The following is a 14,370-nucleotide window of genomic DNA, read 5'->3' on the forward strand; positions in this document are numbered from 1 at the left end:
AACGCACAAAAAAGTCAATAAATTTGTGCGTCGCACAAAATTCGACGCAAATCGCGGAAATTCCCGGGGTTTCCCGCAAGGGTTCTTTAAGCTTTTGGAAACTCCGGGCCCCTACCCTGATTCCTGGACGTGTTCAGCTTCCGCAGACGGTCAAAAGCCGTTTGAGAACATCGCCTTAGCCAGAATAGCGGTTCAGGCCCAACGTCCCCCGCGGCGAACACCAGCGGAGGGACAGCCTGAGCAGGTAATGATCCCGGGTCCATTGGGCACAATTTCGCCTCACGAGCCGGTGATCAGTTGAGAAACGGGGACGGGGTTCCATGCTTCGTAAAAACTTGTCTTCGCGCTTGGCGCGGGTTGGCGTTTTCGGGCTTCTTACGGTCACCACCGCGGTCATCTTCACCACCGATGCCGCCGAGGCGCGGCGTCATCGCCGCCATTACGCGCACCACCGGGTGCAGCGCGATGTGTCCGAGAGTTCCAGCCCGAAATTCGCGTCCATCATCGTCGACGGCAATTCCGGCGCGGTGCTGCAGGCGACCAGCCCGGACGGGATCCGCCACCCCGCCTCGCTCACCAAGATCATGACGCTCTATCTGCTGTTCGAGCGTCTCGAGTCCGGGAAGATGAAGCTCGACACCGAGATGCCGGTGTCCCAGCACGCCGCCGATCAGGATCCGACCAAGCTGAACTTGCGCGCCGGCCAGACCATTCGCGTCGAGGACGCGATCAAGGGTCTCGTCACCCGCTCCGCCAACGACGCAGCCGTCGTGATCGCGGAAGCGATCGGCGGCGACGAGGACGACTTCGCCCAGATGATGACGCGCAAGGCGCGCTCGCTCGGCATGTCCAAGACGGTGTACCGCAACGCCAACGGCCTTCCCAACGACGAGCAGGTGACGACCGCGCGCGACCAGGCCACGCTCGGCCGCGCCATCCAGGAGCGCTTCCCGCGTTACTATCGCTATTTCGCGACCTCGACGTTCAACTGGCGCGGACAGTCGATCCGCAACCACAATCACCTGCTCGGCAGTGTCGAGGGCGTGGACGGCATCAAGACCGGATACACCCGCGCCTCCGGCTTCAATCTCGTGACCTCGATACGCCGCGGCAACCGTCATCTGATCGGTGTCGTGCTCGGCGGCCGCAGCGGCGGCTCGCGTGATGCGATCATGCGCAACCTGCTCGCGGAGAACCTCGAGAAGGGCGCGACCACCCACACCGTCGCCGCGGTCACGGAGCGCAACGGCCCTGACGCCAGCACGGAAATCGCCGACGCTTCGCCTGCGCCGTCCCGTCCCGTCCCGCAGGTTCAGGCCGCTTCTGCCCCTGCTCCTGAATCCGCTCAGTCGCGTCTCGCCGCACGGCTGTCGACGCTCGCGGCTGCGACGGCCGCGGTGCCGCCGGCCCCGACCAAGCCCGAAGTCCGGGCGACGGAATCCAGGATCGAGCCGGCTCCGCTCACCAACGGCGTGATCTCGAGCCAGCCGCTCTCCAACATCCCCGGCTCGTCCGAGCCGATGAAGCCGGTTCGGGTCAAGACGGTTCAGGTCAAGGCCGGCGCCGTGAAGATCGCCTCCGCCGCCTCCGCTCAGGTCGCCCCGCCGATCACCAACGCCATTCCGACCCGGTCCGACGTCGCGGAAACCTCCGGCGCCGTCGTCGCCCGGGCCGATCTCATCAACAAGCCCGAAATCGTCAGCCAGTCGGAAGCGCCGAAGGCCGAGATGGCCCGCACCGAGTTGCCGCGTCAGCCGACGGGCTTCGGCACCGGCAACGGCATCCTCGGGGTGCTGCCGGCCGCAACGGCCGCCGCGCCCGTCCCTTCCGCTCCGAAGCTCGCCTCCGCCGATCCGATGTCGATCCAGATGAGCGCCACCACCAAGCCGGTGGTCACCCACAGCGGCTGGATCGTCCAGGTCGGTGCGCTCGAGAGCGAGAACGAGGCCCAGCAGCGCATCGACGCCGCGCGCAGTTCGGCCCGCGGCCTGCTCAGCAAGGCCGATCCGTTCACCGAGCCTGTCGTCGCCAAGGACAACCGCAAGCTCTACCGCGCCCGCTTCGCCGGGCTCGATCGCGACCAGGCCGAAGCGGTCTGCCGCACCCTGAAGCGCGCCGAGATCTCCTGCATGACCGTCCGCAACTGATCTTTCGCAACCCTCCGATCAAATGCCCGCGCCCTGCGCGGGCATTTTTGTTTTGGGGATGCGGTGATGCCCAGAGCGGTTCGTGAGAACTCAGTTCCGCGACAACCTCTCGTCAAGGATTTACGGTTAAAACTTTACGCAAGAGATCAACCACGCCGACAAGGCGGGTGTCAGGGCGACGGCAGACAGAGCAAGCGGAGCTCACGCGGTACGGGCGTTTGTAGCGTGGTGCCGGAGTTAGCCGTTATGCGTGCGAAGCAGAGTATCCTTGGCCTCGTTTACACGGGCAGCCAGGTAGTTCGACCCCCCCTGGTCGGGATGGAGTTTCTTCATCAGGGACTTGTGGGCCCGGCTGATGTCGTCGCGCCCCGCCCCCGGCTGCAGGCCAAGGATCTGATAGGCCTCCTCCGCCGTCATTTTGCCGCTCGCCGCCGGGCGGCGCTGCCCCCCTGCCGCGTCGCCCTGCGCGTTCTGACGCCAGGCGGGAAACCGGCGGTCCAGATAGCTTTCAAGTAAGGCTACGCTCTCGGCATCGAACGTCGGGACCATGGCCAGCAGGCTGACGAGATCGAACTCGCCGAGATCGCGCCCGGCGTGAGGCCCGGCGACGATCTGCCCGCCGAGCTGGCCGGAGCCGTGGTCGAGCCGCATATCCAGGAATTGCGAGCGCACGCGCGAGGATTGCCCTGACGCGGGCGCAGCGCCGCCGCCGAACAGCCCGCCGACATTGCCGAAACTGGCATTTGCCAGCGGCGTCCAGCCCAGCAGCCCGGCGCCGAAAATCCCGAGCGGGATCGCCACCACCAGTTCGCCCTTCAGCCCCGTGAAGGCTGCGACCGCCAGCGCCACCACGCCGCCGCCGAATTTGACCGCGCGCGCCAGCGCCGCCGGGTTGGCCGAGCGGAACATCTGGAGCAGCAGGTAGAGCGTGATAATTGCGATAGCGCCGGCAATCAGGGTCATGACCGGAATATAGTCGCCCTCGCGGCAAAATGCATGGCATACGCCCGGCCGCGACGCCCGAGCGCTACTTCATCTGGCCGATCAGCCTGGCCGCTCCGCTCGCGGTCTTCGCCAGCTTCAACAGGGCCTCGCGACCGCCGGCGGCATAGGCCGCAGCAGCCCGCAGCAGCTCGCGCAACTGCGCTGCAGCGCCCGGATCGAACCGGCACCAGGCACCGCCGGTCAGGCGCGCGATCTCGCGGAAGGCCTGCTCGGCGACGGCGTCATGCCCCTCCTGAAACACGAACACGGGCACGTTGAGCATGCCGAGCTCGCCGGCCTTGGCGCAGAGCTCGTCGACCTTCTCCTCCATGGCATCGCCGACGAAGACGACGGCGCGCACGCCCGATGCGACCGCCTCGCGCCGCGCTTCGGTCAGCACCTTGCCGATCTGGGTGTCGCCGCCGCGGCAATCGATCTTGCTCATCAACGCCGCAAGCCTGGTGCTGTCGGAGATCCACCCGGTGGCGCGACACTCGCTGAAGCCGCGATAATAGACCAGCCGGATGTCGAGACTGCCAAGCGCGGCGGTCTCACGAAACATGTCGGCCTGCAGCGCGCAGGCCATGTCCCAGGTCGGCTGCCGGCTCATCGTCGCATCCAGCGCGAAGATCAGCCGCCCCTTCGCCCCCGGCGCATGCGGCGACAGCGCATGCGCCTTGGCCACGAAGGCGGTGATGTCTTCCGCAGTCGACGTTCCGGCCTGCGGCACCGCGCGGCCTGCTTGCGCCGAGACGGCATCGCCGCTGCGCGGTTTGATGGGTTCTCCCGACATCCCTTGACCCTGCGTGGGCGGCTAATGTGGTTAGCGCAAACAGCCCGGTCAATGTGCAAAGCCCCCGCCGGCAGAGGCTGGCGGGGGCTTTGCAGATCGTGACTGACGATGAGGGCGCCTCGGGAGAAGGCGTCAGCTCTTGGCAGGCGCCATCAAGGCGACCGGACCGGGCTCGAGGATTTTCGGCGGCGACGAATGCGTATCGACCGGTCCAACCTCGCTGTCGGTCGCGCTCAGGAATTTGTCGAGCATGCCCTGGATCGAGCTCTTGGCGACATCCGGACCGGTGTCGCGCATGTCGTTGTGCTGGAATTCGGTCTTCACGACCTGGATGCCCGCCTTCTCGCATTCCTCGTCGGTCGGGATCACGCCTGCATCGGTCTTGAACTGCGGATCGTGCGAGCGGAACGACAGGATCTTGAACTTGCCGGCGGTGACGAAGGGCACGCGCAGATTGTCGAGCGTGACGACCTTCTTGACCTCATCCGGATACTGCTTGGCGAAATACATCGTGATGTCGCCGCCCATGGAATGGCCAACCATCGTGACCTTGTCGTAGTCGGCGTTGGGCTGAACCTTCTTCATCTCCTGCACGGCGAGATGGATGTTGGCGACGCCGCGCAGGATCTGCGGCAGGCGGCCGACATAGAGCTCGCCGGGCTTGGTCACCATCGGAGGATCGGTCGGCAGATCGTGCTGCGGGCTCAGGACCATGTAGCCGCGCGCAGCGAAGATGTTGGCGAGGAAGCCGTACTCGGTGTTCTTGACGGTGTTGCCGTGATTGATCACTGCGACCGGCAGCGTGATCATGCCGGCATTGGCCTGCATCTCCTTGTCGCGGCGCACCGCGATTTGCACGGGCACCGGGCGATTGTCGCGCGAGGCGTCGTAGAAGGTGATGGTCTCGTGCTTGATGGCCCACTTGCTCGCCGTGAAATAGGCGATGCCGCAGAGAGCACTGACGGAAACCAGAACGGCAATTCCACGCTTCATTTTCGTCCTCAGCCTCAGGCGCTTCGGCCTGAATCCCTGTTGAAAATCGTGTTCTTCCGGAGCTCTTTGGCCCCTTGTCGCCTATCGCTAATATATGTCACAGGCGCGTGACAGGAAGGCTAAATATTGTGAACCTGCAGCCCTTTCGTTGTGCGGCGCACACGTTTTCTGGGCACCCTATCCTCGCCAAGTTATTTCAGGATGCACGTCACCATCCGACGCAACCGGTCTCGATTGGGTTCAATTTCAGGCTCAACGTAAGGTGAAAACGGCCGAACGCAGCCACAGTTCCAGCGAGAACCGGGCCCTCAGGTCGATCGGAAGTAGTGATATACCGCCGTCTCAGGCGCCGAGGATGTCGTGGACTTCGAGCGGCTTGTCGACCTGGTTGAACCACTCGGCCCGATTGGCGGCGCGACGGCGGCCGCGCTCATCCAGCGGCAGCTTGAGCTGGCGGAGCAGGCTCGTCACCTCCTCCCGCGCGGTGAGATGGCCGAGATTGGGCCGCATGCCGAGCGTAGCCTCGTCGATCTCATCGAGGGCGGTCAGGCCGCGCGGGAAAAATTCGCGATAGACGACGCGTTCGGCGAAGCCGTCGACATAGCGGAAGCCGAGCCGCAGCGACAGATCCTTCAACCCCTCGGCGACCAGCTGCTTGTTGCGCGAGCCGAGCATGGACAGCCGATTGCGCACGACGATCCAGTCGGTGGTCGCGCCGTCGAGCTGGCGGCGCTTGCGCCTGACGTCGCGCACCATCTCGGCGTAATGGCTCTCACCCGTCACCGCGTAGGTGGCGGGATCGACGGTGCCGAGCACGTCGAAATCCAGGAAGCTGTCGTTGATCGGCGTGACCAGCGTGTCGGCCATCGAGTGTGCGAGGCGCATGAGGTAGCTGTCGGTGCCCGGCGTATCGATGACGATGAAGTCGAAGCTGCTCTCGACCGCCGAGACCGCCTCCATGAATTGCTGGAACTCGGAGTTCTCGTTCTCGGCGACCTGCATGGTCTCGCCGAGCTTGATGCAGCGGTGCGTCGGCAACTCGAGCCCGAGCCCGGTGCGTCGCGCCCAGGCGGCACGGTTGCCGATGTAGTGCGTGAAGCTCTGCTGACGGCAGTCGAGGTCGATGGTGGCTACGCGCTGGCCGGCCTTGAGGAGCGCAACGGCGATGTGCAGGGCGGTGGTCGACTTGCCGGAGCCGCCCTTCTCGTTGCCGAGCACGACCACATGCGCCGAGCCGGATTGGCCTTGGCTAGCCTGCACAAGCATGGCGATCCTCAACACCTCAAGTGAATATCTTCGAGTTGGCCGCGTCTGCGGTCAAGTGAAATGCGTGACAGGTCATGCAAATCGTGCTGCGCCGTTCTTGATCATGAATAGCAGCGCCAATCTTCGTGTGTAATCCAGTCCACAATGCCGCGAAGCCGTGCGCGACCATGCGGGATGCTGTGCCGCATCGGGATGCATGGCGTCCACGATCGCCGCTTGTTAAGGTTAGTCGCCCTGGCGCCAGGTCATGGCGCGCCGATTCTAAAACCCTGTCGAGTCCTGATGTCAGCAAGCCCCTTGATCGCCCGCACGGTCCCGACCTTGCGCCGCGCTGTCGACAATCTCCGCAAGCGAAAGGCCACCATCGCGCTGGTGCCGACCATGGGGGCCCTCCATGACGGGCATGTGTCTCTCGCCCGCCTCGCCAAGCGGCGCGCCAGCCGAGTCGTGGTCTCGATCTTCGTCAACCCGACCCAGTTCGCCCCGACCGAGGATTTCGGCAACTATCCCCGCACCTGGAAGGCCGACATCGCCAAGCTCGCGGCCGAGGACGTCGATATCGTCTGGCACCCCGGCATCGCGGCGATGTATCCGGAGGGCTTCGCCACGCGAATCGTGCCGGAGGGACCGGCGCTCGCCGGCCTCGAGGACCGCTTCCGCCCACACTTCTTCGGCGGCGTCGCCACCGTCGTCGGCAAGCTGTTCACGCAAGTCCGGCCGGACTTCGCGATCTTCGGCGAAAAGGATTTTCAGCAGCTGCGGGTGGTGACGCAGATGGCGCGGGACCTCGACCTCGGGGTGAAGGTCGTCGGCTCGCGCACCGTGCGCGAGCGCGACGGGCTCGCGATGTCCTCGCGCAACGTCTATCTGTCGCCCGAGGAGCGGCAGACCGCCGCCGTCCTCTACCGTGCCATGAAGGACAGCGCCGGCCGCATCCGTGCCGGCGAAGCGGTCGCGTCGGCCATGAGGCGCGGCGCCGCGACGATCGAGGCAGCCGGCTTTGCGCTAGATTATTACGAGGCGCGCCATGCCGAGACGCTGGCGCCGGTCACCTCGCGCAAGGACGGCCCGCTGCGGATCCTGGTCGCGGCCAAGCTGGGCACAACCCGGCTGATCGACAATATCGCGGTCTAGAGCAGCCCGAGATCGCGCAATTCGCGCCGCATCGGCTCCGGCATCGCCGCGATCGAGCCGGCGGCGGATTTGCCGAGATCGTTCGGCACGGAATCATCAGTGAGATAGCGCCAGCCCTGGAACGGACGCATCGGCCGCGGCGACACCGAGACGACCTTCGGCTGCATCACGATGCGGCAGCGCCCGATGCCGTCCTTGTCGCGGAACGGCTCGATGCCGATGATTTTTTCCCGCGCGGCGATCTCGCCCTTGATCACCCAGTAGAGCGACCCGCCCGCGAGGATCTCGGCGTCGCGCTTGGGCACCATGCGGGTGATGTGGATGTGATGTTGCGGCAGACCCTTCTTCTTGGCGGTCTGCATCCTTTCGGCGATCCACTCCTTCAATTCCTTGACGGATTCGCAGCCAACGGCGAGCTTGATCAGATGTAGCGGCATGCCCAAGCATTAGCCGGGCAGCACCGCATTTGGAATGCCGATCTACTCGTTATCCGCAGCCGCGGGAGCCGCAACCGACGCCGGCGGCGGTACGAGCGGAACCGGTGCTGCAGGGGCACGCGCAGCCTTCGGAGCCGGCGGCTTCTTCGCGGCCGGCGCGGCGGCTTGTGCCGAAGCGGCTGCCGGCGCGCGCGGTGCCGGCGCCGCCTGACGCGTCGTCGCGGTGGGCTCCGGATTCATGATGCTCACCGGCGGTGTCGACGCGGCGCTCGGGAACTCAGCGCTGGTCGGCTTGCCCGTCGGCATCGAGGGCGGCAGCCCGGCGAACGCGGCAGTGGCCGGCACCGTTGCAGGCGCGTTCCAGGTCGGCGCATGGCGCGCGACCAGCGTGTCGTAGAGATGGGAATCCATGTTGGCGGCAACCTGCTGCTGGTCGGTCAGCGAGCGGAACGCGGCGCAGTCGAACTGCGTGCAGCCGTCCCGCACGACCAGCACCTGCGCCACGAGGCCGTAGCGATCGTGCTCCAGCGCCTTGCGCAGCACTTTCAAGTCCGTCGTCAGGCTCTTCTCGGCGGTCGCGGCGTCACCGAGCGCGGTCAGCCGGTCGATTCGGGCCGCGGTATAGGAGACGGCCGCAGCCGCGGCATCCGGCGAGCCGAACAGGGCCTTCTCGCAACCAATGGCGACCGTATCGCCGGCGAGATCGTCGAGACAGGACAGAGCCGGCAGGCTCGCGATGACGGTGTTGTTTTGCGCGCGCGCCTCGGTCGGTGCGTCCTGCCCCGACGGTCCGTAGACGCGCATGGTGGCCGCTCCGGCGATCGCGATGGACAGCAGCGTGATCACCGTCAGCGCACCATTGGCGATCGACCTGTCGGCGCGCGACAGCGTGATCAGCAGGATCAATCCGAAGAATCCCGCAGCCGCCAGCGTCATCCACATCGGAAAGGCCGGCGAGCGCCAGATTTGGTCGAGCGAAGTGGCCCAAGCCCAGTTCATGCGCGACGTCCCCTCACGCGAGCAGAGAGCAAATGGTCAAGCGAGCACCGCGAGTCGGCAACTGCCCCCACGCCCACCTTGCGAAGGTGAAGCTGGCCTTTTGACGGCGGCAGAACACAATTTCCGCAGGAGGCGCGAATGCGCGGGGCGCATCAGTCTTCAGGAGAGCGCGAGCTGGCTTTCCTTGGCGACGCGTTCGAAGGCTTCGGTCGAGCTCTTGATCCGGTACTGGCAGTCGTCGCCGTCGGTCGGCAGCAGGCGGATGACCTCGTACGAGCCGCTGGCAGCTGGGCGCGCGACGTTGCTTGCCGTGAACAAAACGCGCGTTCCAATCGGAAATTTGTGCTTCAACACCCTCTCCATCACTCAAACAGCGCCTGCCTCGCCCATGGTCCCACTGCGACGGCCGACTAGAAACCCACGTGCTGTATAGCACGCAGCCAGCCGTTTTGGCCAGTGCGATGCCAGCATGGCAAACGCGCAAATCCTGCAGTCTTTTCAGAATGATAGGGATGCAACCGGCGGGCCGATGATACCGTCGGGAGCCGCATGTTAAGGCCGCATGTCGCAGGGCCGGTCGCAGCCCGGGTATCCCATGGCACCGTCGATGTCTGGAACCCGAGCGCCGCCAGCGGGCACACAGCCAGCGGCCTCGTTCGGAACCGGCGGTCAGGCGTCCTCGAACTTCGCGATGACGAGGGTTTCGGCCAGCCCGTCGCGGGTCCATTCCTGGAACGCCGGCAGCGCCATCATCGTCTCCATGTAGGCCGTGGTGTCGGGCGCGACGTCGATCGCATAGGTGCGCAGGCGATGCACCACCGGCGCGTACATCGCGTCCGCCGCGCCGAAGCGGCCGAACAGGAATGGACCCTTGGCGCCGTAGCGCGTGCGGCATTCGCGCCAGATCTCCTCGATACGCGCGACGTTGGCCTTGGCGTCGGCCGACAGCGCCACGGGCCGGATCGGCCGGTGCAGGTTCATGCCGCATTCATTGCGCAGGGGCACGAACCCGGAATGCATCTCGGCGCAAACCGACCGTGCATGCGCGCGCGCGGCGACATCGCCGGGCCACAGCTTCACTTCGGGATAGCGCTCGGCGATGTATTCGATGATGGCAAGCGAGTCCCACACCGTGACGTCGCCGTCGACCAGCACCGGCACCTTGCCGGCACGGCTGAAGGACAGGATCTGCTCCTTGTCCGCGGGGTCGTCGGTGTAGAGCGGGATCAGCGTCTCCACGAACGGGATGTCGTTGGCGCGAAGCGCGAGCCAAGGCCGCATCGACCATGACGAGTAGTTCTTGTTGCCGATCGCGAGTTTCAGCGCAGCCATGTCATCAGTCCTTCCCGAAACGTGCTGGAGCGAGCCGCTTTTAACGCCATCGCCTGCCGCCAATCAATCGTTGCTGCGCCCCGCCGTGCGTGGCAATCGTTGCCGTCCTCGCCAAGAGACGGACATGAGACAGACATGAGCAGGCATTGGGTCGACATCACCGCCGTCGGCTTCTTCATCATCGAATGGCTGGTCTATGCCTTGACGCTTGAGCATTCGGCCTACGGCCGCGACAGCCTGTCGGCGCGCATGAACCGCTATCGCGAGGTCTGGGTGCGCCGGCTGCTCGATCGTGAGACGCGCATGGTGGACATGCAGATCATGGCCTCGCTGCAGAGCGGAACCGCCTTCTTCGCCTCGACCAGCCTGATCGCGCTCGGCGGCGCGCTGGCGCTGCTGCACGCCACCAACGACGCCATCATGATTTTGAGCAAGCTGCCTATCGACCTCAGCACTTCGCCGGCGATGTGGGAACTGAAATGCGTCGGCCTCGTGCTGATCTGCGTCTATGCCTTCTTCAAATTCGCCTGGGCCTATCGCCTGTTCAACTATGTCGCGATCCTGTTCGGCGGCATGCCGCCGGCCGAGCGGCGCGACACACCGGAGGCCGAGGCCCATGTCATCCGCACCGCGCGCCTGTTCGAATCCGCCGGCCGCCATTTCAACCGCGGCCAGCGCGCTTTTTTCTTCGCGCTCGGCTATCTCGGCTGGTTCGTCAGCCCCTGGCTGCTGTTCGTGACCACGGCCGCCGTGGTGGTGGTGACGTGGCGGCGGCAGTTCGCGTCCAGCGCATGGGCGGCGATGGCGCCGGAGGTGGCGGATGGCGATGCGGGAATGAAGCGCGGTCATTGAGGCGTCCGTCGCGCACGCGTTCTCCACATCGTCATTGCAATGCTCCAAATGCAGATCCCAGCAGCAATTGCCGTAGGGGGCAAAGGCGCATAGCGCCGTGCCCACGATCTCCCTCCATAGGAAACAAAGACGTGGGCACGCTTCCGCTTTGCCCACCCTACGAGATCCGGCTTGTGACAAGCAGCTCGGCTTGCAGACACGCCTTCGCGTCCTCGCGGCGCAATTCGCCCGAGCTTTGTTTCATTTTTCACCCTCTAAATCCAAGAGGGCACAGGGAAGGCCGGGTGCCGGCTGGCACCCGCGGTCCGCTGCGCGAAAGGCACGCGCAAAAAAGACCGCACAGCAGCATACAGGTGTCGCCGATCACTCGGCCTTCCCTGCGCAGTGGTCGGACGGCTTATGCCGTGATCTCCCGGGAGCCGACCATTCCTTCTGGCCTCCCTCGCCGTTCGAATTGACGATGCCGTCCACCCGGTTGGGCTCGCGCACATCTTCGAACAGCTTGACCGTGGCAACGACGGCCAGGACCACACGGTTTTGCCGTACGCACGGCCCGCCATGTCGCCGCAGTATTCCCGAACTCCGTCGACAGAGCCGGAAACTTACGAGCGAGACGAAGCCTGACAGCGCCGTCGTCCGCACGCGGTTACGGACTCACAGGGACTACCCGCCCTGCCCGCACCTCTCGTGCCGACGCTGCCGCGTCCACCGCAAGCCCGGCTCGCGAACATGACGACGACAAGTCGCCCCTCTTGGGTGAGCCGGGATGAGCGACACATACGCCGAAACCGAATTTCGGTAAAGTGGAATATTTTTGCGCGCGTGGATTGACAGCGGGCGACACAGGCAACGGTCAGTAGCCCGGATGAGCCAACGGGTCGGCGCGAAGCGCCGCCCGATGACAGGCTCCGCGACATCCGGGATTTCGACGGGCACTGTCCCGGGTATCGCTGCGCTCACTCGGGCTACGGGAGCTACCCGCCGAAATCGCGCGGGCTGAACGGCAGGTCCATGACCTTCCATTCGCCGTACAGATTGGCGGGCAGCATCTTGTAAGGCTGGCAGTCCTGGAGCGCGCTCATGGCGGACTTCATGAGCGCCACGCCTTTCGCGGACGGCGGCGCCTCGATCAGGATCGGCTCGCGCGCCAGCGTGCCGTCGGTCGCAAACACCGCGCGCAGCTTGATGCGAACGGCGTCGGTGGGGCTTAGTCCGGCCGGCAATTTCGCACAGCTGCGCAAATGGCGACGAAGCTCGGCGATGACTTCAGCCGGCAGCTTGGCTGCGATTGAATCCTTGGCATCGCCGCCATCGTCCTTGGGGGATTCCTTCGGCAGCTCCGGCGGCAATTCCGGCGGCAGGCCTAGCATGACGCCGTACTTGACGGTGACGTCAGGTTGCGCAGCCTGATAGGCCGGCGGTGGCGCGGACTGGGGCGGCGGTTGCTGTGCCTCCGGCTGCGGCATCGCCTGAGGCGGTTGCGGCAGCGGCTGAGGCTGTTGTTGCTGCGGCGGCTGCTGTTGCGGCGGGGACTGTTGCGGCTGCGCGGCGGCCTCGCGCAGCTTAGGCGTCTGCGCGGGCTGCGGCTGCTTCTGCTGCGCCGGCTGCTGCGACGATTGCGGCGAAGCCTGCGGCTTGTCCGCGGGCTTCGCCGCCGGGTCTGCCTTGTCGGTGACGTCCAGCTTCGGCAGCTTGAACTCGGGCTCCGGCGGCTTCTCCTTGGCCGCCTCCTTCGCCTCCTGCTGCTTGATCTCTTCCTTCACCTGCTCGGGCGTGACGATGTCGACGGTCACGGTCTCCGGCTGCTGGCTGCGAAACGGATGGACCTCGCTGATCACGATGATCAGCGCCACCAGCGTCAGATGCGCGATTGCTGACGCCGCAATGTCCGTCCGTATGATCTTCCGCAGTTCCATCGACCGATCTTGGGTTGCCGTCGCGGTCCTAGCATACCCCAGCCCCCTCTCAATCCCATTTTGGGGCGAAGCCGAAGTCGGTCAGGCGCCCCTTCGGACTGGCGAGTGCGGCGATCCGGCTCATCTCGTCTTCCGACAGCTCGAAATCGAAGATCTCGATGTTCTCGGACAGGCGTTCGACGCGCGAGGTGCGCGGGATCGCAGCGACATTCTGCTGCACCAGCCAGCGCAGGCAGACCTGGGCCGGCGATTTGTGGTGGGCGCGTCCGATCTCGGCGAGCGTCTGGTCGGACTTGATGCGTCCCCTGGCGATCGGGCTGTAGGCGACGAGTGCAAGCCCGTGCTGGTCGCAGGCCGCCCTCACCTTCGCCTGGTCCAGATAAGGGTGGTATTCGACCTGGTTGCAGACCAGCGGCTCCGGCGACAGCGCGACCGCCTGCTCGATCAGCGCCACCGTGAAATTGGAGACGCCGATGTGACGGGTCAGGCCCATCGTCTTCGCATGCGACAGCGCGCCCAACGTCTCCGCCAGCGGCACGTGCGAATTGGGCCAGTGCAGCAGCAACAGATCGACGGAGGGAAGCCGCAACCGGGCCAGGCTCTCCTTGACCGAGCGCTCGAGATCGTGCGGCGCGAAATGGTTGGTCCAGACCTTGGTGGTGAGGAAGACATCGTCGCGGCGCACGCCCGAGGCGCGCAAGCCGTCGCCGACCTCGCGTTCATTGTCGTAGGCCTGCGCGGTGTCGATGTGGCGATAGCCGAGCCGCAGCGCCTGCTCGACCACGCGGGCCGCAGGTCTTCCGCTCAGCTCCCAGGTCCCGAGCCCGATCGCCGGGATCCGTGCGCCATTGGCCTCGACGAACAGCATGAGGGCTCCTTTTCTGTTGCGCAGCCCCTGACGTCATCAGGCCTCACTATGGACCCGGCCCACGACGCTGCCAACGGAAGGCCGCGGCAGTTCAGCGGGATATTTGCCGCAATGCTAACGGGAGGTTCGCGTCGGGCCTGGCAGCCCTCAACGTCAGGGCTTTGGCGTCAGGCTTTGGCGAGCGCCTGGAACACCGTATCCGGGGCGTGCGCGATCACCGCGAGCAGCGCGCGGGCCGGTCCCCGCGGAGCGCGCTTGCCCTGCTCCCAGTTGCGGATGGTCTCGACGGGAACGCCGAGCTTGGCGGCGAACTCCATCTGGGTCAGGCAGGCGCGGCGGCGCAAATCGCGCACCGCGAGCGAACAGGTGTCGGCCGGCGCTGCAGTGACCGTGGGCTCGACCGGAGACGGCTGGACCGGAAATTCCTGTCCGTTCCGCATCTCGACGACCCGTCCATCCGCCTTCAACCGCAACCGCATGTCCAGTCCCCCAAGCGCGGGCGATGATGCGGCAGGTCGCTTAAGTTCGGATTAAAGATAGTTGGCGTCATTCCGGGGCGCGCGGAGCGCGAGCCCGGAATCCATCGTGAACCGGAGTACGTCGACAAATGGATTCCGGGCTCGTGCCAAGTGGCGCGCCCCGGAATGAC

14 protein-coding genes are annotated in these 14,370 nt (G+C 65.6%); 3 read left to right on the forward strand and 11 right to left on the reverse strand.

The window, feature by feature from the left end; genetic code table 11:
- Nucleotides 1-320 precede the first annotated feature (320 nt).
- Nucleotides 321-2,147 carry a D-alanyl-D-alanine carboxypeptidase gene (locus IVB24_RS25345; RefSeq protein ID WP_247769438.1) on the forward strand — a complete coding sequence of 609 codons (1,827 nt, stop codon included), beginning with the start codon at nt 321-323 and terminating at the stop codon, nt 2,145-2,147.
- Nucleotides 2,148-2,384: 237 nt separating this feature from the next.
- On the opposite strand, the gene IVB24_RS25350 is transcribed toward IVB24_RS25345, so the two are convergent.
- From IVB24_RS25350 to IVB24_RS25365, 4 genes are all read right to left on the reverse strand, one after another.
- Nucleotides 2,385-3,110 (reverse strand): DnaJ domain-containing protein, encoded by a 726-nt coding sequence (locus IVB24_RS25350; RefSeq protein WP_247769439.1) that lies wholly within the window; start codon nt 3,108-3,110, stop codon nt 2,385-2,387.
- Between the two features lie 64 nt (nt 3,111-3,174).
- The gene (locus tag IVB24_RS25355; RefSeq protein WP_247769440.1) at nt 3,175-3,924 is read right to left on the reverse strand and encodes a VWA domain-containing protein; all 750 of its coding nucleotides are present in this window, start codon (nt 3,922-3,924) and stop codon (nt 3,175-3,177) included.
- A 132-nt stretch (nt 3,925-4,056) separates the two neighbouring features.
- A complete protein-coding gene (locus tag IVB24_RS25360) occupies nt 4,057-4,917 on the reverse strand; it encodes an alpha/beta fold hydrolase (RefSeq protein ID WP_094977477.1) in 861 nt (286 codons plus the stop codon).
- A 342-nt stretch (nt 4,918-5,259) separates the two neighbouring features.
- Nucleotides 5,260-6,183: a division plane positioning ATPase MipZ gene (locus tag IVB24_RS25365; RefSeq protein WP_094977476.1), complete on the reverse strand. Its 924-nt coding sequence runs from the start codon at nt 6,181-6,183 to the stop codon at nt 5,260-5,262.
- Between the two features lie 282 nt (nt 6,184-6,465).
- On the opposite strand from IVB24_RS25365, the gene panC reads away from it, so the two are divergent.
- Entirely contained in the window at nt 6,466-7,317 is an 852-nt protein-coding gene (gene panC / locus IVB24_RS25370; RefSeq protein WP_247769441.1) for a pantoate--beta-alanine ligase, read from the forward strand.
- On the opposite strand, the gene IVB24_RS25375 is transcribed toward panC, so the two are convergent.
- The 4 genes from IVB24_RS25375 to IVB24_RS25390 form a co-directional block, all read right to left on the reverse strand.
- Complete coding sequence (locus tag IVB24_RS25375) at nt 7,314-7,754, reverse strand: DUF1489 domain-containing protein (RefSeq protein WP_247769442.1); 441 nt, start codon at nt 7,752-7,754, stop codon at nt 7,314-7,316. The two genes, panC and IVB24_RS25375, sit on opposite strands and share 4 nt — an antisense overlap.
- Nucleotides 7,755-7,796: 42 nt before the next feature.
- The gene (locus IVB24_RS25380; RefSeq protein WP_247769443.1) at nt 7,797-8,753 is read right to left on the reverse strand and encodes a hypothetical protein; all 957 of its coding nucleotides are present in this window, start codon (nt 8,751-8,753) and stop codon (nt 7,797-7,799) included.
- A 159-nt stretch (nt 8,754-8,912) separates the two neighbouring features.
- Nucleotides 8,913-9,116 carry a hypothetical protein gene (locus IVB24_RS25385; RefSeq protein ID WP_018321158.1) on the reverse strand — a complete coding sequence of 68 codons (204 nt, stop codon included), beginning with the start codon at nt 9,114-9,116 and terminating at the stop codon, nt 8,913-8,915.
- A 306-nt stretch (nt 9,117-9,422) separates the two neighbouring features.
- Complete coding sequence (locus IVB24_RS25390) at nt 9,423-10,085, reverse strand: glutathione S-transferase family protein (protein ID WP_247769444.1); 663 nt, start codon at nt 10,083-10,085, stop codon at nt 9,423-9,425.
- Nucleotides 10,086-10,220: 135 nt separating this feature from the next.
- On the opposite strand from IVB24_RS25390, the gene IVB24_RS25395 reads away from it, so the two are divergent.
- Complete coding sequence (locus IVB24_RS25395) at nt 10,221-10,937, forward strand: DUF599 domain-containing protein (RefSeq protein ID WP_094977471.1); 717 nt, start codon at nt 10,221-10,223, stop codon at nt 10,935-10,937.
- 974 nt (nt 10,938-11,911) lie between these two features.
- Here IVB24_RS25395 and IVB24_RS25400 read toward each other — a convergent pair.
- From IVB24_RS25400 to IVB24_RS25410, 3 genes are all read right to left on the reverse strand, one after another.
- On the reverse strand, nt 11,912-12,853 hold the full coding sequence (locus IVB24_RS25400) for a hypothetical protein (protein WP_247769445.1): 942 nt from the start codon (nt 12,851-12,853) through the stop codon (nt 11,912-11,914).
- A gap of 49 nt (nt 12,854-12,902) precedes the next feature.
- A complete protein-coding gene (locus IVB24_RS25405) occupies nt 12,903-13,721 on the reverse strand; it encodes an aldo/keto reductase (protein WP_247769446.1) in 819 nt (272 codons plus the stop codon).
- A 167-nt stretch (nt 13,722-13,888) separates the two neighbouring features.
- A complete protein-coding gene (locus IVB24_RS25410) occupies nt 13,889-14,206 on the reverse strand; it encodes a helix-turn-helix domain-containing protein (protein WP_247774172.1) in 318 nt (105 codons plus the stop codon).
- Nucleotides 14,207-14,370: the final 164 nt, after the last annotated feature.

It is taken from the genome of Bradyrhizobium sp. 192, assembly GCF_023100965.1.
Taxonomy (GTDB): domain Bacteria; phylum Pseudomonadota; class Alphaproteobacteria; order Rhizobiales; family Xanthobacteraceae; genus Bradyrhizobium; species Bradyrhizobium symbiodeficiens.

Excerpts from the sequence above, each read along its gene's own strand:
- IVB24_RS25385 (WP_018321158.1), bottom strand. The coding sequence starts at position 9,116 with ATGGAGAGGGTGTTGAAGCACAAATTTCCGATTGGAACGCGCGTTTTG.
- IVB24_RS25390 (WP_247769444.1), bottom strand. The coding sequence starts at position 10,085 with ATGGCTGCGCTGAAACTCGCGATCGGCAACAAGAACTACTCGTCATGG.
- IVB24_RS25345 (WP_247769438.1), top strand. The coding sequence starts at position 321 with ATGCTTCGTAAAAACTTGTCTTCGCGCTTGGCGCGGGTTGGCGTTTTC.
- panC (WP_247769441.1), top strand. The coding sequence starts at position 6,466 with ATGTCAGCAAGCCCCTTGATCGCCCGCACGGTCCCGACCTTGCGCCGC.
- IVB24_RS25355 (WP_247769440.1), bottom strand. The coding sequence starts at position 3,924 with ATGTCGGGAGAACCCATCAAACCGCGCAGCGGCGATGCCGTCTCGGCG.
- IVB24_RS25360 (WP_094977477.1), bottom strand. The coding sequence starts at position 4,917 with ATGAAGCGTGGAATTGCCGTTCTGGTTTCCGTCAGTGCTCTCTGCGGC.
- IVB24_RS25395 (WP_094977471.1), top strand. The coding sequence starts at position 10,221 with ATGAGCAGGCATTGGGTCGACATCACCGCCGTCGGCTTCTTCATCATC.
- IVB24_RS25350 (WP_247769439.1), bottom strand. The coding sequence starts at position 3,110 with ATGACCCTGATTGCCGGCGCTATCGCAATTATCACGCTCTACCTGCTG.
- IVB24_RS25405 (WP_247769446.1), bottom strand. The coding sequence starts at position 13,721 with ATGCTGTTCGTCGAGGCCAATGGCGCACGGATCCCGGCGATCGGGCTC.
- IVB24_RS25400 (WP_247769445.1), bottom strand. The coding sequence starts at position 12,853 with ATGGAACTGCGGAAGATCATACGGACGGACATTGCGGCGTCAGCAATC.
- IVB24_RS25380 (WP_247769443.1), bottom strand. The coding sequence starts at position 8,753 with ATGAACTGGGCTTGGGCCACTTCGCTCGACCAAATCTGGCGCTCGCCG.
- IVB24_RS25365 (WP_094977476.1), bottom strand. The coding sequence starts at position 6,183 with ATGCTTGTGCAGGCTAGCCAAGGCCAATCCGGCTCGGCGCATGTGGTC.
- IVB24_RS25375 (WP_247769442.1), bottom strand. The coding sequence starts at position 7,754 with ATGCCGCTACATCTGATCAAGCTCGCCGTTGGCTGCGAATCCGTCAAG.